At 40.9% G+C, this 20516-nt stretch carries 22 protein-coding genes and 1 riboswitch; of the genes, 3 read left to right on the top strand and 19 right to left on the bottom strand.

Annotation, left to right across the window (positions count from 1 at the left end):
• Positions 1–98: 98 nt before the first annotated feature.
• The 4 genes from ACLHDG_RS08170 to ACLHDG_RS08155 all read right to left on the bottom strand — a co-directional run bounded on the left by ACLHDG_RS08170 (position 99) and on the right by ACLHDG_RS08155 (position 4907).
• On the bottom strand, positions 99–2312 hold the full coding sequence (locus ACLHDG_RS08170) for an SBBP repeat-containing protein (protein WP_415405730.1): 2214 nt from the start codon (positions 2310–2312) through the stop codon (positions 99–101).
• Positions 2313–2398: 86 nt separating this feature from the next.
• Positions 2399–3445, bottom strand: coding sequence for a tail fiber domain-containing protein (locus ACLHDG_RS08165; RefSeq protein WP_415405729.1), 1047 nt, complete (start codon positions 3443–3445; stop codon positions 2399–2401).
• A 57-nt stretch (positions 3446–3502) separates the two neighbouring features.
• A riboswitch (cyclic di-GMP riboswitch) is annotated at positions 3503–3579 on the bottom strand.
• A 155-nt stretch (positions 3580–3734) separates the two neighbouring features.
• Complete coding sequence (locus ACLHDG_RS08160; RefSeq protein WP_415405728.1) at positions 3735–3926, bottom strand: hypothetical protein; 192 nt, start codon at positions 3924–3926, stop codon at positions 3735–3737.
• A gap of 171 nt (positions 3927–4097) precedes the next feature.
• Entirely contained in the window at positions 4098–4907 is an 810-nt protein-coding gene (locus ACLHDG_RS08155; protein ID WP_415405727.1) for a tail fiber domain-containing protein, read from the bottom strand.
• On the opposite strand from ACLHDG_RS08155, the gene ACLHDG_RS08150 reads away from it, so the two are divergent.
• A complete protein-coding gene (locus tag ACLHDG_RS08150) occupies positions 4869–5186 on the top strand; it encodes a hypothetical protein (protein ID WP_415405726.1) in 318 nt (105 codons plus the stop codon). The two genes, ACLHDG_RS08155 and ACLHDG_RS08150, sit on opposite strands and share 39 nt — an antisense overlap.
• A 385-nt stretch (positions 5187–5571) precedes the next feature.
• On the opposite strand, the gene ACLHDG_RS08145 is transcribed toward ACLHDG_RS08150, so the two are convergent.
• From ACLHDG_RS08145 to ACLHDG_RS08095, 11 genes are all read right to left on the bottom strand, one after another.
• Positions 5572–6426, bottom strand: coding sequence for a tail fiber domain-containing protein (locus ACLHDG_RS08145; RefSeq protein ID WP_415405725.1), 855 nt, complete (start codon positions 6424–6426; stop codon positions 5572–5574).
• A 20-nt stretch (positions 6427–6446) separates the two neighbouring features.
• Positions 6447–6890 carry a hypothetical protein gene (locus ACLHDG_RS08140; protein WP_415405724.1) on the bottom strand — a complete coding sequence of 148 codons (444 nt, stop codon included), beginning with the start codon at positions 6888–6890 and terminating at the stop codon, positions 6447–6449.
• A 358-nt stretch (positions 6891–7248) separates the two neighbouring features.
• Complete coding sequence (locus tag ACLHDG_RS08135; protein WP_415405723.1) at positions 7249–7941, bottom strand: tail fiber domain-containing protein; 693 nt, start codon at positions 7939–7941, stop codon at positions 7249–7251.
• A gap of 407 nt (positions 7942–8348) precedes the next feature.
• Positions 8349–8816 (bottom strand): hypothetical protein, encoded by a 468-nt coding sequence (locus ACLHDG_RS08130; RefSeq protein ID WP_415405722.1) that lies wholly within the window; start codon positions 8814–8816, stop codon positions 8349–8351.
• Positions 8817–9122: 306 nt separating this feature from the next.
• Positions 9123–10613 (bottom strand): tail fiber domain-containing protein, encoded by a 1491-nt coding sequence (locus tag ACLHDG_RS08125; protein ID WP_415405721.1) that lies wholly within the window; start codon positions 10611–10613, stop codon positions 9123–9125.
• Between the two features lie 197 nt (positions 10614–10810).
• Positions 10811–11961, bottom strand: a protein-coding gene (locus tag ACLHDG_RS08120; protein WP_415405575.1) for an IS3 family transposase whose coding sequence is annotated in 2 segments (ribosomal slippage) — positions 10811–11718 and positions 11718–11961 — 1152 coding nt in all. Because the reading frame shifts where the segments join, the coding sequence is not laid out codon by codon here.
• Positions 11962–12341: 380 nt separating this feature from the next.
• Positions 12342–13148, bottom strand: a complete 807-nt coding sequence (locus tag ACLHDG_RS08115) for a hypothetical protein (protein WP_415405720.1) — start codon at positions 13146–13148, stop codon at positions 12342–12344.
• Between the two features lie 218 nt (positions 13149–13366).
• A complete protein-coding gene (locus ACLHDG_RS08110) occupies positions 13367–13696 on the bottom strand; it encodes a hypothetical protein (protein WP_415405719.1) in 330 nt (109 codons plus the stop codon).
• Between the two features lie 250 nt (positions 13697–13946).
• Entirely contained in the window at positions 13947–14132 is a 186-nt protein-coding gene (locus tag ACLHDG_RS08105; RefSeq protein WP_415405718.1) for a helix-turn-helix domain-containing protein, read from the bottom strand.
• Between the two features lie 112 nt (positions 14133–14244).
• Positions 14245–14811, bottom strand: coding sequence for a hypothetical protein (locus ACLHDG_RS08100; protein ID WP_415405717.1), 567 nt, complete (start codon positions 14809–14811; stop codon positions 14245–14247).
• Entirely contained in the window at positions 14808–15581 is a 774-nt protein-coding gene (locus tag ACLHDG_RS08095; RefSeq protein WP_415405716.1) for a tyrosine-type recombinase/integrase, read from the bottom strand. Before ACLHDG_RS08095 ends, ACLHDG_RS08100 begins: the two co-directional genes overlap by 4 nt.
• A 300-nt stretch (positions 15582–15881) precedes the next feature.
• Between ACLHDG_RS08095 and ACLHDG_RS08090 the strand changes: the two genes are divergently transcribed.
• A complete protein-coding gene (locus ACLHDG_RS08090) occupies positions 15882–16784 on the top strand; it encodes an IS256 family transposase, variant Zn-binding type (RefSeq protein WP_415408335.1) in 903 nt (300 codons plus the stop codon).
• A gap of 17 nt (positions 16785–16801) precedes the next feature.
• On the opposite strand, the gene ACLHDG_RS08085 is transcribed toward ACLHDG_RS08090, so the two are convergent.
• The 3 genes from ACLHDG_RS08085 to ACLHDG_RS08075 form a co-directional block, all read right to left on the bottom strand.
• Complete coding sequence (locus ACLHDG_RS08085) at positions 16802–17128, bottom strand: hypothetical protein (RefSeq protein WP_415405715.1); 327 nt, start codon at positions 17126–17128, stop codon at positions 16802–16804.
• A 187-nt stretch (positions 17129–17315) separates the two neighbouring features.
• Entirely contained in the window at positions 17316–18341 is a 1026-nt protein-coding gene (locus ACLHDG_RS08080; protein ID WP_415405714.1) for an aldo/keto reductase, read from the bottom strand.
• Between the two features lie 57 nt (positions 18342–18398).
• Positions 18399–19010, bottom strand: a complete 612-nt coding sequence (locus ACLHDG_RS08075; protein ID WP_415405713.1) for a class I SAM-dependent methyltransferase — start codon at positions 19008–19010, stop codon at positions 18399–18401.
• 134 nt (positions 19011–19144) lie between these two features.
• Between ACLHDG_RS08075 and ACLHDG_RS08070 the strand changes: the two genes are divergently transcribed.
• The gene (locus tag ACLHDG_RS08070; RefSeq protein WP_415405712.1) at positions 19145–19912 is read left to right on the top strand and encodes a hypothetical protein; all 768 of its coding nucleotides are present in this window, start codon (positions 19145–19147) and stop codon (positions 19910–19912) included.
• A 25-nt stretch (positions 19913–19937) separates the two neighbouring features.
• Here ACLHDG_RS08070 and ACLHDG_RS08065 read toward each other — a convergent pair whose 3' ends face one another.
• Positions 19938–20438 (bottom strand): GAF domain-containing protein, encoded by a 501-nt coding sequence (locus ACLHDG_RS08065; RefSeq protein ID WP_415405711.1) that lies wholly within the window; start codon positions 20436–20438, stop codon positions 19938–19940.
• Positions 20439–20516: the final 78 nt, after the last annotated feature.

The raw sequence follows: 20516 nt of genomic DNA, 5'->3' as shown, positions 1-20516 counted from the left end.
ACAACTGTCTCATTTTTTGCATATTGCCTAAAAAATAAACCGGCAATCATTCACAAAGCAGGACCATCAAGACGGTCCTGCCTTTTTGCAATATAAGTTTATTTATATTTCCAGATTACCATATCTTTGTCGGAAGAAGAACTGTCCCAAGGATTATAACAATAGGCACTGCCTGATACATAGATATTCCCCGTATTGTCTAACACTATTGCCCTTCCAGTTTCTCCATTTAAATATTCGCAAGCTAGTGCTCCGTCACTTACTGCAATCCCATCTATATCAAATGTGTCAACAAGTGTGCCATTACTTCTTCTGTATTTCCATATCAACATAGGATGACCTTGACCTTCCAGTCCAGCGTAACCGTCACCAGTCACATAGACATTACCTGCACTGTCCAATGCTATGTCATTTCCAACTGAATAGTATTCTGGTTCCAAGCCTGGATATAAAGAATACATAGAACTGAGTACTACACCATCATCACCAAATGTACTATCAAGAACACCATCGCTTTTGCATTTCCAGAGTGCCATATATGTAGAAAAGTAAGGTCTTTGCCAGCCTGCTATATAGATATTTCCAGTACTGTCTAATGCTATGTCATTTCCACTATAAAAATTACCCATCCCCGGAACACCTATAAATTCTGCTATCCCGTCATCACTAAATGTGGTATCAGGTGTGCCATCGTTTTTGTATTTCCAGATCATCATAGCCCAAACAGCAGACACCTCCGATGCCGTACCGTCACCAGTCACATAGATATTACCTGCATCGTCCAATGCTATTGCATCTCCATAATAAAAAGGAAAAGGATAATCAGTTTCGGCATCTGGGTTATAATATGCCACAATACCATTATTCCCAAACGAAGCATTGAGCGTGCCATCGCTTTTGTATTTCCAAATGATCATCTCTGTGGCGCTATCAGCATTATGACTATAACCTGTCACATAGACATTTCCGGTACTGTCTACTGCTATATCTTTCCCAACATCAGTACCATCTCCACCTGCCGCACCGTTATCTATCACAATGCCGTTCCCACTGAATGAGGTATCGAGTATACCGTTACTTTTGTATTTCCAGATCATCATATCTGTATTGGTAGTGTCACCCTCAGGACGTACAAAAGAACCAGTCACATAGATATTCCCCGCACTGTCCAATGCTATTGCGTTTCCGCTACTACCAAAATCTGTATAAAGATGCACAACGATGCCATCGCCACCGAATGTGGTATCAAGCGTGCCATCACTTTTGTATTTCCAGATAACCATATTAGTCGTACCAGCAGCATTAACACTACTGCCTGTCACATAGGTATTTCCTGAACTGTCTACCGCTATATCATTTCCCTCATCATCACCATCTCCACCTGCTGCACTGTTATGCACTACAATACCATCTTCGCCAAACGTGGGGTCAAGCGTACCGTGGTTTACGGCTGTGACCACTACCCAGTCTGCCGCACTGCTGACACTGCCGTCATTGACAATAAGCCGCAGCTGATAACTACCAACAATATCGGCAACAAATGTCGGACGCATATCTGTTTCACTTGAGAGAGAGGCATTGCTTCCTGCAGGCTTGCTTACAAAGTTCCATTGATAGCTCAACATATCATCATCCGCATCCGAACTTTTAGATCCATCAAGTGTGACCGTCTCTTGGGGAAGGACAGTCTGATTGGGTCCTGCATTGGCTACTGGTGGAGTATTTGGTGCATCCGTAACCGTAACCGTCACGATCACATTGTCTGTGTCAGTCGCATCGTCATTATCTGTCACCGTCAGAGTGATCGTATGGGTACCAACGCTGAAGTTGGACTTGTTGAACTTTACGGCTCTGCTCAATACACTGCTGCCTTCTTTCCACTCGTAAGCTATGATTGTTCCGTCAGGATCGGTACTCTTTGATCCATCCAGGGTCACGGTATTGCCCTCTATGACAGTCTTATCGCTTCCGGCATTGGCCACTGGTGAAATATTTGGCATATCAGTACATTGTTCCGTTCCCTGTATCAGGCGAAATCCAGTTGGACAACCTGGCAGCCAGATGCCAGGGGCACCTACTTCAGTGCCAGGACTGCAGATATTGCTTCCCTGGGTCAAACGATATCCCTCGGTACACGTTGGCAGATAGGTACCTGGATTTGGAACTGCAGTGGCCGGCTTGCAGATACCGGTTCCCTGATCAGGTGCTTCATTTGGACCGCAGGTTACTCCATGCGCATTGGTTGTTAGGGCAAACCAGATGGCAAATAGCCATACTGGTTTCATGATATTGTTTAGGGTAACTCTTATCATAAACTCTCCTTTTCACTCTTTATGATGCTGAATGTATAGTATCAAGATCAATTGAGCTTATATTCTGGGCTCTTTTTGCTATAAGCCTATTTAAGATTAACAGAGATTTTCTCTTTTTTGCTTTTGGAAGTATCCAAAGCCAGATTGGTCAGGATGGATTCGAGCTGTGCCACTTTTTTCTGCATCACTTTGAGTTTAGCGATTTCTGCTTTCATTGTTTCCATCTCAGCATCTTTAGCTTGGAGTTCAGCTCTGGTCTCAACCATTACCTTATCCTGCTCCTGCACAACCTTCGTCAACACAGCAACCATATCCATAGCACTCAAACCATCACGGCTTTGAATTGCTACGAGTTCAGGGACATCTTCAGCGATGAATCCGACGACTTGCTCTTTTTTATCAGATTTATAGTTATAAGTCACAGGCTGTAGTTTATGAAAGGCTGCCAAAGCATCCTGAGTACTGAGTTCTTTGATGTTCTCTTTCCGTGCACGACTAGAAGCATTGATCCATAATCCACCTATATTCTTGGCTCCATTACCCAGATGCAGCTCTGTGCCACTGATATTGGAAGTAGCATTTTTGACTGTAAATTCTGCCCCTCCTGTCCCTTGTAGTGTTGCCTGGAACGCATCACCACCACTGCTGGTTCTAAAATTCCAGCCTTTTGATGTGCTACCATTGACCAATCTAAATCCAGCATCTGATGCCTTGTCTGCCTCACTGTTGTCTGCTGATAAAACAAGCAGGTTTGTTAAACCGTCACCTACGGTGTTGGAACCGCTCCATTGCACATCCAATTTTACTGAAGGAGTATCAGTGCCGATACCAACATTGCCTTCCATTCCTGATACATTGGAGCCTACTACGAGGGTATTGTCCAAAGTATTGTTTCGCACCTTGAAGGGTGCATTGTAAGTATCTCCTATCGGTTGCTTAGGAACAAACCATAAACCATCGTTCCCGACATCCAATCCCCACTTTGCTCCATATCCGTCATATTGATAGAGACGCTCTTCAAGAGTCACATTTTTATAAGTCACATTATCCCCAGATGCAGCCATAGCTACCCCACTAGATAAGATCATGGATAAGATTACGCCTTTGGTGACAAGTTTGCTTATGTTTTTCATTTTGAACCCCTTTGAGAATTATTTAGCATTTAAACTAAAAAAGCCAGATTACCCCTATTAGGTAACCTGGCTTTCTCTAAAGAGACCCGTAGGTATTCCGTCCTATTTTCACAAATAGTTTGGCTTTTCTTTTTCATAATCAACAATTTATTATAATCTATATAATTATATTATGGAATGAAGTAGCTTAAATTATTATTAAACACTTATCATTAAAATAACTATCCAACCAAAACTTCAACTATTTTGAAATATAAAGTTTAGCCTTAGTTGTGGGTATTCTAAGTACTTAACCTTTCGCACATACATAGGCACTTTTACTTATGGTGTTAAATATTTCTTTCTGCTGTTTCATTAAGTGGTTCATCTCTTTTATGAGTGTATGAAGTTCAGGACTTATCTTTAAAGCGTTCATCTTTGACCTTGCCTTGCCTTCAACTGTTCTTGCACCTGTGGATTTTGGCCAAGATTTGTGTTTCATGATTGCTTCTCGTTGCCGTTGCCTTGACTCATCATCCCATGCTGCAGCTTCTTTTTTATCTTAGACAGAGCAATACCATAATCGACATTATTGGTGTCCAGTAGTATTTGAGCTACATTAGATTTTAACGAGATTGGAGTTTAAGGAAGTTCCCGCCGTAGCGGGAAACGGTTATTTCATGGAAACTTTCTCTTTGCTTGCACTGCTTGTATCCAGTGCGAGGTTTGTCAGGATTGACTCCAGCTGTCTCACTTTCTTTTGCATCACTTTGAGTTCAGCAATTTCAGCTTCCATTGTTGCTATTTTCTGATCTTTAGCTTCTGCTTCAGCTCTGGTCTCCTGCACCACCTTAGTAAGCACAGCAACCATATCCATCGAACTCAGTCCATCACGGCTTTGAATCGCTACAAGTTCCGGAACATCTTCTGCTATGAAACCAACGACTTGTTCTTGTTTGTCTGTTTTATAGTTATAAGTCACAGGCTGCAGCTTATGAAAGGCTGCCAAGGCATCTTGACTGCTGAGCTCTTTTATATTTTCTTTTAGTACACGACTAGAAGCATTGATCCATACACCACCTACATTTTTAGCTCCGTTACCCAGATATAGTTGTACTCCACTGAAATGACCCGTTGTATTCGTTACTTTGAATTCTGTTCCACCTGTACCCTGAATGGTGGCAGAGAATGCATCTCCGCCATCGGCTGTTCTAAAGTTCCATTGTTTTCCCTCTCTGGTATTTATTAGAGCAAATCCGGCATCTGAGCCTAAATCTACCTCACTGTTGTCTGCTGATAAGACTATGAGGTTTGTCAGACCGTCGCCTTCGGTGTTGGAACCTGCCCATACAGTCTCGAAGGTGCCGTTGACCCGGACGAGGTCATTGTCGAACTCTCCGTAGATGAGGGGGGTGCTGCTGCCGGAGTTTTCAATGTAGAGCCTGTGGCTACCGGTCTCGCTTTGGCCGGCAGACCTACCCAAGAAGATGTTGTAGCTGCCATGGTTTCCGACGCCGCTAGAAGAGCCAATGAAAGTGTTGTTGTGGCCGGTTGTGTTCCAGTGGCCGCTGCTAGAACCTATGTAAGTGTTGCTGTTGCCGGTTGTGTTACTGTTGCCGCTCCAAGTGCCGCTGAAAGTGTTGTGTTGTCCAGTCGTGTTGCTGAAACCGCTAAAATAGCCGTTGAAAGTGTTCCAGCTGCCAGTCGTGTTTCTGTAGCCGCTAGAAGAGCCACTGAAGGTGTTGCTATCGCCAGTATTTAATTTTCCGGCACTTCTTCCGAAAAAGGAGTTGAAACCCCCTCCTCCCGCATTGCCGGCCTCCAGGCCGTAGTAGGTGTTGGTACCGTCTTCCGTCCCTTCGGCCACGATTCCATCTGTCCCCGAAGTGGTTTCGGCCATCATTACCGTTGTGCCTATTAGCAGCAGTGCTGCAATACTATTGATTTTCATGATTTCTCCTTTTTTTATGATCTCCATAATATTCTTTATTTGAAATAACTTACTACATATTACTAGTATAGGCTCAGAAGACTTAAGGGGTAATAAATGTCATTGTAGATTGCTGTGAAGTTGAGAATTTTATAGTGAGAGATTAAGTATTCTGAGAACCATAGAGCCAAAAAATTTAGGCTCTATAATATAACTCTTATTTGAGATGAATTGAGACTTTCTCTTTCTTGGTATTGGAAGTATCCAAAGCAAGGTTTGTCAGGATGGATTCTAGTTTAGCAATCTTCTCCTCTTGTGCTCTTTGCCTTGCTTCCATCTCAGCATCTTTAGCTTGGAGTTCAGCTCTAGTTTCGGCTAATATCTCCTCCTGAACAGCCATCTCCTTCTCCTGCTCCTGCACCACCTTCGTCAGCACAGCCACCATATCCATTGCACTCAAACCGTCACGGCTTTGAATCGCTACGAGTTCAGGAACATCCTCTGCGATGAATCCAACAACTTGTTCTTGTTTATCAGTTTTATAGTTATAAGTCACAGGCTGAAGTTTATGAAAGGCTGCCAGAGCATCTTGACTGCTGAGCTCTTTGATATTTTCTTTGAGTGCACGGCTTGATGCATTAATCCATACACCGCCTACATTTTTTGCTCCGTTTCCCAGATGTAGTTGTACTCCACTGAAATGGTTAGTTGTGTTGGTTACTTTGAATTCTGTTCCACCTGTTCCTTGAATGGTGGCAGATAATGCATCTCCTCCATCGGCTGTTCTAAAGTTCCATTGTTTGCCCTCTCTGGCATTGAGAAGGGCAAACCCCGCATCTGACGCTAAATCTTCCTCACTGTTATCTGCTGATAAAAGCAGCAGGTTTGTCAGACCATCTCCTTCAGTATTGGAACCTGCCCATACAGTCTCGAAGGTGCCGTTGACCCGGACGAGATCATTGTCGAATTCTCCGTAGATGAGGGGGTTTGAAATATCCGAGTTGAAAATATCGGCTGTTTCGATATAGAGCCTGTGGCTACTGGTCTCGCTGAAACCAGCATGGAAACCCAAGAAGACATTATGCGTACCAGTTAGATTATTGAAACCGCTGCCATAGCCGATGAAGGTGTTGCGATAGCCAGTTGTGTTGCTGTAGCCGCTCCAACGGCCGCTAAAGGTGTTGTAATTGCCGGTTGTGTTACTGCGGCCACTCTCTTGGCCGCTGAAGGTGTTATCATGGCCGGTCGTGTTGAGTACGCCACTCTGATCACCGATGAAGGTGTTATTGTAGCCTTCCGTGTTGTTCCTACCGCTATCAACACCGCTGAAGGTATTGGAATGGCCAGTTGTGTTGTAAATGCCGCTGTGATCACCGCTGAAGGTGTTGCTAGAACCGGTCGTGTTGTAGTGGCCGCTCTGATCACCGCTGAAGGTGTTGCTAGAACCGGTCGTGTTGTAGTAGCCGCTGAGATGGCCGATGAAAGTGTTGAAGTTACCTGTATTGGTATATCCGGCACCCCCTCCAAAAAAGGCATTATATCTTCCACCTCCTGCATTGCCGGCACTCTGCCCGTAGTAGGTATTAAAAGCATCTTCCGCGCCGTCGGGCACGACCCAATCTGTCTCTGGAGTGTTTTCGGCCATCATAATCGTTGTGCCTATTAGCAGCAATGCTGCGATACTACTTATTTTCATGATCTCTCCTTTTTTGTGATCTTGACGATGTTTCTTATCTGAAATAACTTATTGCTATCTATTATTAGTATAGGCTCATGAGACTTAAAGGGTAATAAATGTCATTGTAGATTGCTGTGAAGTTGAGAATTTTATAGTGAGAGATTAAGTATTGTGAGAACAATAGAGCCAGAAAGTTTAGGCTCTATAGTATAACTCTTATTTGAGGTTAACAGAGACTTTCTCTTTCTTGGCATTGGAAGTATCCAATGCAAGGTTTGTCAGGATGGATTCTAGTTTAGCAATCTTCTCCTCTTGCGCTCTTTGCCTTGCTTCCATCGTGGCTATTTTCTGACTCTTTGCTTTCGCTTCAACTCTAGTCTTAGCCAACACCTTCTCCTGCGTAATCATCTTTTGATCCTGATAAGTCATCTTCTTCTCCTGCTCCTGTACCACCTTGGTAAGCACAGCAACCATATCCATAGCACTCAAACCGTCACGGCTTTGAATCGCTACGAGTTCAGGAACATCTTCTGCGATGAAACCAACAACTTGTTCTTGTTTATCAGTTTTATAGTTATAAGTCACAGGCTGAAGTTTATGAAAGGCTGCCAGAGCATCCTGACTGCTGAGGTCTTTGATGTTTTCTTTCAGAGCACGACTGGATGCATCGATCCATACTCCACCTACATTTTTTGCTCCGTTACCCAGATGTAGTTGCACTCCACTGAAATGATCAGTTGTATTTGTTACTTTGAATTCTGTTCCACTTGTCCCCTGAATGGTGGCAGAGAATGCATCTCCGCCATCGGCTGTTCTAAAGTTCCATTGTTTTCCCTCTCTGGCATTGAGAAGGGCAAACCCGGCATCTGACACCAAATCTGCCTCACTGTTGTCTGCTGATAAGACCATGAGGTTTGTCAGGCCGTCGCCTTCGGTGTTGGAACCTGCCCATACAGTCTCGAAGGTGCCGTTGACCCGTACGAGGTCATTGTCGAACTCTCCGTAGATGAGGGGGGTGGCGGTGAGGGAGTTTTCAATGTAGAGTCTTTCGCTGCCGGTCTCATAGAAGCCAGCCCGGAAACCCAGGAAGACGTTGTGGTGGCCGGTATGATTGAAGTAGCCGCTGCTACAACCACTAAAGGTATTGTTATTGCCGGTCGTGTTGAAGTAGCCGCTACCATAGCCGCTAAAGGTGTTGTAATTGCCGGTCGTGTTGCTGTAGCCGCTCTCACCGCCGGTAAAGGTGTTGAGATACCCGGTCCTGTTGTTGCGGCCGCTTTGATGGCCGTTGAAGGTGTTGCTATAGCCGGTCATGTTCAAGTAGCCGCTGTCATAGCCAAGGAAGGTATTGAAAGACCCGGTCGTGAAGCGCCCGCTTTGATGGCCGTTGAAGGTGTTGGCATGGCCGTCAGTGTTGCTGAAACCGCTAAAATAGCCGCTAAAGGTGTTGCTGTTGCCGGTCGTGTTGCTGTAGCCGCTACGCTCGCCGCTAAAGGTGTTGCTGTTGCCGGTCGTGTTGCTGTAGCCGCTACGCTCGCCGCTAAAGGTGTTGTAGCTTCCGGTTGTGTTCTTAAAACCACTATGCATGCCGCTGAAGGTGTTGTAGCTTCCGGTTGTATTGCTGACTCCGCTGGCATGTCCACTGAAGGTGTTGCATACCCCTGTATTTGACCATCCGGCACTCCTTCCGAAAAAGGAGTTGCTACCCCCTTCGTTCGTATAGCCAGCGTCCAGGCCGTAGTAGGTATTATTACTGCCTTCGGTGCCGTCGGCCACAATTCCATCTGTCTCGTGGGGCAATGCTTCTTCATGATAGACGGGAAGTTCGGACTCGCTGAACATCTCCTCCGCCTCTGGAGTGGTTTCGGCCATTATAGCTGTTGTACCTATTAGCAGCAGTGCTGCGATATTACTGATTCTCATAATCTCTCCTTTTATTTGATCTTGACAATGTTTCTCATTTGAAACAACTTACTAGTATCTATTATTATTGTAGGCTCAGGAAACTTAAAGGATTATAAATATCATTGTAGATTGTTGAGAAGCTGAGAATTATAGAGCCTGAAAATTCAGGCTCTATAGTGTAGCGCTTATTTGAGATTTACAGAGACTTTCTCTTTCTTTGTATTGGAAGTATCCAATGCAAGGTTTGTCAGGATGGATTCTAGATTAGCAATTTTTTCATCTTGTGCTTTTTGTCTTGCCTCCATTGCAACCATTCTCTCATCTTTGGCTTGGAGTTCAGTTCTTGTTGCTTTCAACTCTTTTTCTTGCACTTTATTGATTTTCTCCTGCTCCTTAACCACCTTGGTCAGCAATGCAACGATCTCCAAGGCATTGATCCCTTTTCGATCTTTGGTAGCCACCAGCTGGGGAACCTCTTCGGCAATGAAGCCGGTCATCAACTCTTTGCCCTCATCACGTTTAAAATTGAAGGTGACGGGATTAAGTTGCTTGAAGGCTTCCATGGCTGATTGGGTATCAAGGGTTTTGATATTCTCTTTGTAGGCTTTACTGGAGGCGTTGACCCATTGGCCTGTAGAGGTACACGTAGCACCATTTCCCAGTACCAGGGAAACATTTTTGTGACTGCTGGAACTGTTATTGATTAGAAGTTCTGCGCCACCGGTACCCTCTTTAGTCGCCATAAAGCCTTCACCACCTTCGGAAGTCCTGAAGTTCCAGATAAAGTCAGATTGGGCATTATGGAGAGAAAAGCCCACATCAGAGGAGACACCCGAAGCAGTGTTGTTGGCTGAGAGGCTGACAAGTTTGCTCAACCCGTCACCCTCATTGTTTTCACCGCTCCAAACTGTTTCGAAGGTACCGTTGACTCTGACGAGGTCATTGTCGAATTCGCCGTAGATGAGGGGGGAGGAGGAGGTGCTGATATCAATATAGAGTTTGTAGCTGCCGGATTCGGAGAAGCCAGCTGAACCTCCCAAGAAGACGTTGTGGCTGCCAGTTTGATTGAAGTAGCCACTGCCATAACCAATAAAAGTGTTGTTGATGCCAGTCGTGTGGCTGTAGCCGCTGGTATAGCCGATGAAGGTATTAAGATTTCCGGTCGTGTTACTATAGCCACTCTCGTTGCCGCTGAAAGTGTTCTCTATGCCAGTTGTGTTATTGAAGCCGCTTAGGTAGCCGATGAAGGTATTTTCAGTGCCGGTCGTGTTGTTGCTGCCGCTGCCAGAGCCACTGAAGGTGTTTTTATCACCGGTCGTATTTCTGTAACCGCTGCCAGAACCACTGAAAGCATTGTGAGTTCCGGTCGTGTTGTTAAGGCCACTGCGATAACCGCTGAAGGTGTTGCTATCGCCAGTATTTAATTTTCCGGCACTTCTTCCGAAAAAGGAGTTGAAATCCCCTCCTCCCGCATTGCCGGCCTCCAGGCCATAGTAAGTATTTGAAGTGCCTTCCATGCCGTCGGCCACGACTCCATTGGTCTCGTGGGGCAATGCTTCTTCATGGTGCATGGGAAGTTCTAGTTCGTTGAACATCTCCTCACTCTCCAAAGCGGTTTCTGCCATCATAATCGTTGTGCCTATTAGCAGCAGTGCTGCAATACTACTTATTTTCATGATCTCTCCTTTTCTTGTGATATTGTTGATGCTTCTCATGTAAAGTAACGTACTGCTACCTATTACTATTGTAGGCTTAGGAAACTTAAAGGATAATAAATCTCAGACAGTAGACAAAAAGAGAGAAATACATATCCTTTTGACTGTGGAATGACCCCTATAACCTAGACACTTACCAATTCAGTAAAAACCTAATTTTATGAAGTCTCAATATTATACCTTTTTTCAAATTCATTTGGTGAGATATAGCCTAAATAACTATGACGTCTTTTGGCATTGTAGAACATCTCTATATACTCAAATATTTTGGATGCTGCAATTTCTCTTGTCTCAAAGTTCTGCTTTCTAACTAACTCTTTTTTGAGTGTTTTAAAAAAGCTCTCTGCCACTGCATTATCATAACAATTTCCACGTCTGCTCATACTCAAGATAATGTTATGCTCTTTTGCAAGTTTTGTATACTCATACGAGCTATATTGACTTCCTTGGTCCGAATGCAGTATCACGCTGTCTGTATTGTTAAGTCTTGTTGTAGCCATTTTAAGAGCTTTTATGATTAAAGGCGTGGTTTGCCTATGACCTGTAGCCCAACCTACTATTTTTCGACTATAGAGATCTAACACAGTAGCTAGATAAACCCATCCTTCTTTAGTTCTAATGTATGTGATGTCACTTACCCATGTATCGTTTGGTTTTTCTACGATGAAACATTGTTTCAGATAATTAGGATGTGCTTTATGAACTGATCCAGCTTTGCTATAGGGTTTACGTTTATAGGTGCCTACACCATAGAGTTTAGCTTTACTCATCAATCTTGCCACACGTTTTTTATTGACATGAATACCAAGCTCTCTTAAATCCTTATGTATATTTCTTGAACCATATACACCATTGGACTCTTTGTATGCCTCTTTTATATGGGTTAGTAACTTCTGATTTTCAAACTCTCTATTGGAAATGGGTTGATTTAGCCACTGGTAGTATCCGCTTCGGTGCACTTTCATTACTTTACACATTTTATCTACTGTATAAGTATGACTATACTCTTTAATAAAAGAGTATTTTAGTTTGTGTGGCTTGCAAAGTACACCGCGGCCTTTTTTAATATATCACGTTCTTCTTTTACCCGTTTGAGTTCTTTTTGTAATTTCTTTATCTCTGCGCTTGACGACTCTACAGCTTTGTTTTTCTCTATGGCTTCTGGGGACTCTAATCTTTTGATCCAGCTTCTTAATGAATCTGGATGCACACCTAATCGATGGGCTGTATCTGCTATCTCATACCCATTCTCTGTGACTTGTTTGACTGCTGCTATTCTAAAATCTTCTGTATATGTTCGTCTTGCCATTTTTAATCCTATAATTCTATGAAATGATTCTACTCACTTTTATTATCGAATTACTGAATTAGTTTTTGTCTAGTTTTTTGGGGTCATTCCACTGTTCAGACGTAAGCAATCTATCGACTTGATAAAAAAGAAGCTATTTTTATGGAAAATTTGCCAAGAAATATACTTTTATATCTGTATAGTGTTTTGCAATTCTTTTTGCCTCTTCATGATTTCACGATACTGACTCACCAACTGATTGAATTGATAATTAATACTACGAGAATTCATACTGGAGATTCTTTTCCCTTCAGGAGTTTGTGGTCCAGTGGATTTACTCCAGGGCTTTATTCCCAATATTCGATTACGTTGCATCTGTCTAAACTCAGTGGAATTCTTTTTCATTTTGTCTTATCCTTCAAAGGGAGAATCTCTGCATCTGATATACTATCAAACTTTTCTGCCTCTTCGAGTTTTTGTAGTTCGTTTTCATTTTCTTCTTTTTTTTCTGAATTTTGATGAAGATGATTATGCTGTTCAGCTTTTTTAATAAAAGTAGCACGCTTTGGATTGGTGATCTCATTGATAGCCATGATACTTTTTCGTGTTTCCTGCATAACCTTTAATTGCATGTTTGATAGCTTTTCAAAGTTATTGAGCTGCTTACCTGCTTCACCCATCAAGTTACCTGCTACTCTGCCATTAAATAACTGTAGCTGCATAATATTTGTAGTAAGTATTGTAATAAGTGTTTCAGTATCTCCTGCTTTTGTTTTTTCTATTATTTTTTCAATATCATCATGTAAAACTTTTTGTGAGATTGCTTCTGCACTTGTTCCATTTTGTGTCATAATATTTACCAACCCACTTATAAGAGGATCACTAAACTGTCTTGTAGCAAGTTTCTTATCGTCTGCTATCTTTTGTTTTGCCTGTTTAATTTCATCACTGTACTTTTCATGCCATAAAGCACATTGGTTAATATTAATTTCAAAATCATCTACAATATCAACATCGCTCATGCCACTTGAAGCCATTGAGATATAAAGCTTTATCAGCCCTTTCTCAAATGCTTGTAACACTCGTTCATCTTTCATCAGCTTCTTGGAGATATTTAACTCATCAAACATATCCTCTAGCGTATATTGGTCTTCTGCCCAATTTTCAATATCTTGTAATATTTCATAGGTTAGTTTTCGTTTTGCCATTTTATTCTCCTTGGAAAAGGTATTTACGTGTTTTGTTGTTTTCAAACTTCTTCACCTTATATAAGCTAATAGGCTGGTTAGTTGTTTGCTTTACGCGTGTGTTATTTACTAAGCTACTTAGGCTTTTTTTCATATAAGCTGTTCTTTAAAAAACTAACTGACTAACTAACTAACTTACTAACTGCTTATCATTCGCTTACCATTCGCTTCAAGTATCGTTATTTAGGGGGTGGTATAGGGTTTCGTGGCGCACTACCACCTTTTGCACCATTGATCTTGTTTATTCTGACTTTTTCTACAAAGGCTCTGGCATCTTTCATGTAAACCTCTATAAATTGATTAAGTGCTATGGGTGCTAAGGCGTATTGGAACAGTTCTGCAACTTCACCCGTTCTAACAAACTTTCGTATTGCAGCTAAAGTGATTCCCTCCTCTTTTTCACTCATAGCATCAAGAAGAGCATTAAGTGAAAAAGGGAATATAAAGCCGTGTCTTGTAGCACCTATACCATTAAGCCAGTTAAGCTCTTGATCGGTAAAGCTACTCATGTGTACACCTTTGATATAGCCAATTGTTTTTTTGTCTTTTTTCTGTTACAATTTTTCATATCAATTCCCTTGATGGATCTCTTTTTCATCTATTGTTGCCATAGTTGTCCTTGATTTTTACGAATAGTCACCACAGCAGAGTCACCATAAAATAGTCCCTTGCAGCAAAGCCCACAAAGTAGGGCATATAAGTTAAGAATATAGGGGACATAGAATCCTATATGATATTTTTCTCCTATCATCATGGACTCTATTTTGCTACTGATATAGTAGATGTGTGATTGTCAAAGTATTCTTTGATAGCTGATTCTGTAAGGCGTACTGCTTTACCTACCTTTACAAATTCAATCTGTCTAAGTCTGATAGCTTTTCTGTAGAGTGAGACACTCATCCCGAAGTTTTGTGATGCTTCTTTAACTGTGTAAAGTTTCTCCATTTGGTATCCTTTTGTATGTTTTGATACCGTACAATACAATAAGGGATGATTGGATGTCTAATCACCCAGTGCGTATAAAAACGCAGTAGGCATTTAAAGGTGAGGAGGTGGGTTAAGAGGGGAGATTTGCAATTAGTTGGTCTTTGTCTAAACTACATCCTTTCAAATTGTACTTTTTGATAATATCGTCCAGAATGTTTGATATTTCAGTTTTTGACGGTACTTCTCGGCTGTAATAATCCACCTTTGAGAATATATCAAAGGTCTGGTTCTTGAGGTCATCCTTGAGTATCTGTGCAGTGTTTAGTGCTTCTTCTATTTCTTTAGCGTGGGGAAAGTAGCAGTAGGTGTGGGCGGTACATATAACACCTAAAAGTTCTTGAAACTTCTCAATGACTTTTATCTCTTGCTCTATTTTATCTTTCGGTCTCTTGGCAGGTGGAGACTTTTTATTCATCTTAACCTCCGCAGGTTTGCTTGTATAGTCATATATCGGTGATATAAGCTTGTCTATTACTTCAAGCCAATCCTCTCTTGGTATCGCATCAAGGAAGCCACTATCTTTTTCAAAGGTGTCAAGTATATCATGAAAGAAGTCCAACATACCACTATAGTCTCCTATCGTGATTCGTTCATACGCCTGTTCTATTAACAGTTGTCCAAAGGTTTGCTCTTTCATTTCAACACTCCATCCAACACTTGCATGATCGCTTCATCAATACTCTCAGTGAGCATCTTTGCATACCTGGCAGTAATACCTGGTCTTGTGTGTCCAAGTACTGCACCACTTATTTCATCGACTATCTTATGTTTGTTCAGCATTTCCGTAGCGATAAGGTGTCGAATATCATGTATATGCAGATCATCTGGCGTAGCTTCTTTTTTATTGAGTGTCCATACTCCTACAGCTTTTCTGACTCTTTTCCAATGATTCCATAGAACATCTGCACCTATTTGACGTGGATTGCCATCATCGTCTTTTCTACCTTTTTTGGGTGGAAACACCAACCCTTTTTTCTTTTGTGTCGGCAGGGCATTCACCTGGCAGGGTGTCAGTTTGTAGGTCATGTCTATCTTGGTTTTATTGTTCGCAGCAGTGATGGTATAAGTGCCATCCTCAAGGTTTACATTCTCCCAATCAAGGCTCAGAACCTCGTTGACTCTTCTCCCGTGCATTAACCAGATGAAGATGCTTCTGAAAGGCTCTGACTTCTCAACACCCCAGACAGTATATGTATAGTTTGCCATAGCGTTAAAGAGTGGGGCGATGTCTTTCACTTCTACATCTCTTTCATTACCAAGTTTTTTTATAGCACCTTTTGGTATCTTTGCAGGACTCTTTGCAGACAGGTTTGAGTATTCATTGAACCATGCATAGACGGGGTTCACGTGTTGCAGCACCGACAGTTTTGTTTTCTTGGCAAAAGGTGTGCCGTCCGGGTGCTTCATATTTGCTCTGATAGTATTGAGGGTGTCCTTGCTTATTTGATCAAGCGGCAGTTCTGCAAGTTCGGTCAGGTGGTTGAGATAGAACCTCTTTATACTTTTATAGCTCCTAAACTCCTCACCATCAGCCTCAGCAGCAGTCTTTCTTGACTCAACGGAACGGTAAAAGGCTTTCTCAAATGTGAGTTAAAGTAAGAAAACGGGTTGCTGAAAACCTAAGCAAAGCACGGTATTATCGGAGATAAAAAGGGATTATCTACAGATGGCTTGTAAAAAAGATGTCCAAATTGCAATTCTGCACATATAAAAAAGAACGGAAAACGTTCTGGAATACAACGTTATTTCTGTCTTGATTGTCAACAAAGTTTTTCATCAAATAGACGACCACAAAGATTACAGCAAGCCATCTTCAATGACTACTTTTATCATCGATATACTTTGGATGAACTGGCTGCTAAATATCACTATTCAAGGCAATGGATCCAGGAGAAAATACATACCTATCAACCTCATACAAAACAACGTGTTCCAAGAGAAGTTATTCTTGTGTTGGATGCTACTTTCTTTGGTAAGAGAATTGATAAGTTTGGACTGATCATAGCTAAAGATGTTATAACACTTGAACCAGTATCCTATCACTTCATCACCACAGAAAGTATCAAGGAGTACAAACGTTTACGTTATGACATTGAAGCACAAGGTTTTAATATCAAAGCAATCACTATTGACGGTAAAAGAGGCTTATTCCGCCTCTTTGCAGACATTCCTATACAAATGTGTCATTTCCATCAACAGGCTATCTTGACCAGGTACTTAACAAAAAACCCAAAACTTCAAGCCTCCATTGATTTAAAAAGGATCTGTTCCCATCTGGGTAAAGTATCTGCAAAACGTTTTTCTATTCTGCTTGTGTGTTGGCATAAAAGACATGAAACATTTCTCAAAGTAAAAACCTATAATCCGGACACAAATAAATGGCATTATACACATAGAAGAGTTCGTTCTGCATATCGTAGTTTAATCTCCAACTTACCTTATCTTTTTACTTATAAAAAATATCCTGAATTAGAGATACCAAACACAACAAATCATTTAGATGGAGGACTCTTTGCTCCAATGAAAATGTTACTTAAAATTCATCGTGGTATAAGCATTGAAATGAAGAAGAAATTGATTATGGATTATTTAGAAAATATCGGGAAATAGCAACCCAAAATCTTACTTTAACTCTCAAATGTGAACATCTCATCTTTGTCACCTGCAGGTACAATAGTAGTGGTTTTTATATCGTCTCTGATAGATGTGAGCAGGGCATCCAATTCTTTGCCTGCCTCTTTGAGTGCCTCTACCATATACATACCTTCGTACACATAGGTACGCTTTTTGATGGTTCTCTTGCCATTCTTAACAACTGTAGCTTTCACTCTCAATCTGTAGGGGTTGGTAGGTTTCCAATTTTTGACATTGACTATTTTGCTGTCAGATACTCTCTTCTCAGGGATAGTTATCTCTTCCAATAACTCAATATGTTTGTAGTCTTTAAATAACATTCAATACCTTTCATGGTGACTTTATTTAGGTAGTCGTGGTGACTATTTCCTAAAATTCATACATAGTGTAGTATATCAAATAGTATTAAATGGTGTCAAGTATTTAAGAGGTTTTATAGCCTATAGTGTATGTTTAGTAGGGGTTTTAATATAGATTGGAATAGGGCAGAAGCACACTATAGCAAGGCTATCCCATCGGATAAAGTATCTCCTCATGTACTTTATCACAAGCTCTTAAAACTTCATCACTGAGTGTCAGGTTCATCGCTGCGAGTGATGCATCAAGCTGCTCAGTACTGGTTGCACCGATGATCGTAGAAGCCACAAAATTAAACTGTTTTGACCAAGCAGTTGCCAGGGTGACTGGGTGCATGTTTGCCTCTGCAGCGATCTTCAGATATTTTTGTGTGGATGCCAGTGTTTTGTCATTCATAAAGCGTTGCGCCATAAGCCGTTGTCTGTTGCTGGATGACTTCAGATAGTCAGCAAACCTTCCTTTGTCTTCTTGTGGGCTCAGTGCTTGGTTGTACTTTCCTGAGAGTACGCCTCCTGCTAGTGGTGAGTAGGGTAGCAGAGAGACCTGTTCATTTTTACAAAGTATGGAGAGTTCATCTAAAAATCTACGATTAAGCAGAGAGAAGTTGTTTTGTATGGATTCAAATCGTGCATATCCTTTGTATTGAGAAGTCACAAGAGCTTTACTTGTACCGTAAGCTGTATCATTGGAAGTACCCATATAACGTACTTTACCTGATTTCACAAGTCTGTCAAATGCTTCAAGTGACTCTTCTATCGGAACTACAGTATCTGGCCAATGCATCTGATAGAGGTCTATGTAGTCTGTTTTAAGACGTTTCAAACTTCCCTCAATTGCACGTTCGATGTGAAATCTGTCTATAGCTGTCATGCCATGACGAATAGGGGGAACAAACCAACCACTTGCAGCACCCGCAACTTTAGTTGCAATAATGATAGAGTCACGCTCTTTTGTTTGCATCCATTCACCGACCCACTCTTCAGTAATGCCTGCCAGCTTTGTATCTGGTGGAACAGGGTAGAGTTCTGCCGTGTCATAGAAGTTTACGCCATGATCATAGGCTTTATCCATGATCTTAAAAGCTTCTTTTTTATCACACTGTGTACCAAAGGTCATCGTCCCCATACAGATGGGTGAGACCCGAAGACCTGTTTTTCCTATGTATCTGTGTTGCATGATGATCTCCTCACAAGATTATTTTTATATCATATCTAAATTCTATAAGGCTTAATACTATGATTTCGTTGCGATAATTAATCTGACTATATCAAACAGTTTATGTTCAACTGATACGATAGTAAAATCAGCTTGTTCTATATTTTTCTGTGTTTCTCTTATCATAGAGGTACCAAGAAGTTTTGTTGAGACTATATTCATGAGGTATAAAAAAATGTTTAAGACAAAATATTTACTTTTCATATGTTCAAGAAAAATTACTTTTCCCTTTGGTTTTGAGACACGGTACACTTCTCTTAAGCCTGCTATTGGGTCGGGAACAGTACAAAACACGAAAGTACTGATAACTGTATCAAAAGTATCATCTTCAAACTTCAGATCTTGTACATCCATTTCATATAGTTTAAATGCTTTTAGATTTACTTCTGTTTTCTTGTTTTTTGCAATTTCTAGCATGCCTGGACTAAAATCTATGGCAGTTAAATTAATATTTTTATTGTAATAAGGTAAGTTCTTGCCAGTGCCTATACCCACTTCCAGTACATGATCGTAAGCATATGACACTGCTTCTTTTCGGAGTTTTTTAAAAAGCAATTTTTCTATAGGCCATTCAAAGAGGTCATAGAGTTTTGCAATTCTGGAATACTTCTGGGATGTATCTTCTTTCATATCTACTATCCTTTAATTATAAAATATTATAACTAAATATTTAAATAAAAAATATTTATATCCAAAATAATAAGATTTAGTACCTAATGACATAATACTATTTTGTTATAATTCTGTAAAAAAGGACCCTATGAATGCAAGACCGTTATGTAGCTGATGTTGGGGACTTTGGGAAGTTCCAACTTTTTCGTTATCTGTTCAACCATAAAGAGAGTCCACTTGACGGAAAAGCCTTGGCCCAGATATGGTTCATGCATGAAGGTGAGGGCGAAGAGAATAACGATGGAAGGCATATAGATTATTTTGAACGTATGAATGGGTCTGATGAGTATTTGGAACACTCACTTATGGACTTGATCATGCGAGATAAGCGTGAAGTAACCGAACTTGAAGAACTCAAACTTCTTAAAAATGCAAAATTTTACTATACGCAAGTACCTAGTGCCTTAGAAGACCGCTACCTCTGGCTCAACCAAGCACTTACATTTTCGAACAAATCACAGATAGTTGCTGTCGCACCAGACAATGGAATGGCACTCAAATGCAATAGGGCAGAGAAACGTTTCGAGATGTTAACACTCTCTCAACACTACAGTCAAAAAGTGTATCCACACAAATACATCTTTGCAGATGAAGTTTCATACTTCTACCGTTTACCATACTTAGAAGTTTGTATTGTATACCAACATCTTGGTAGATGTTTCTCCCATAATGAGCAGATAGATTCTCTCATGTATGACCTTAAAAAAGAGTATCATCACGTCATAGCCATCAAACATAAACCTTACTCACCAAGAGTTTTTTTCTTTTTGTGTAAAAGCCAAGTGATCAAAGAGAGTTTGGAAATGAGGCTAAATATGTTTGCCGAAGAGTTTGGTGAATTTTGGGAAGTGTTTGAATAGATACGAGAACATACAAAACGCTTGTTTAATTAGTTTCTCGTAAATAGAAAGGTGCCAACTCTATAATGCTGCCAATATAGTTGGCATAAATATTTAAAAAGTTCAGGTCATCTTCATCAAATCCATTTGATTTATTGAGTAGTTCCAGTACACCAATAAGTTCTTTTTCAGAGTTGTAAATAGGACAAGCAATTATGTTGAGTGTTTTGTATCCACTGTACTTGTCTATGTCACTTAGAAAATAGCTGTTCTTGGTCACATTGTTTTCTATGACAGAGTCCTTTGTTCTAAAAACATACCCTACAATGCCCTTATCTGAGGGGACATGTATCTTCCCAATACCAGTTGCGAGTATGGTCCACAACTCAGCACTCTTTTTCTCATAGATAAATATAGAGCAACGCTCTGCACCAGTAACATCTATGAGATGATCAGAAATAAGAGAAAGCCCATCTTCGAACTGATCGTTTTTGAGCAAACTGTGACCTACATTGATAAGTCCTTGAAAAGTATTGTTTTCATTCATATTATATTTCCTTCTCTATATTTTTATTATACTTACACTAAATTAAAATTAACACCTAAACAATTAAATTTTATGGTC

This window comes from Sulfurovum iocasae, assembly GCF_047716765.1.
Classification (GTDB): Bacteria; Campylobacterota; Campylobacteria; order Campylobacterales; family Sulfurovaceae; genus Sulfurovum.
This window is presented reverse-complemented; position numbering and strand designations above follow the sequence as displayed.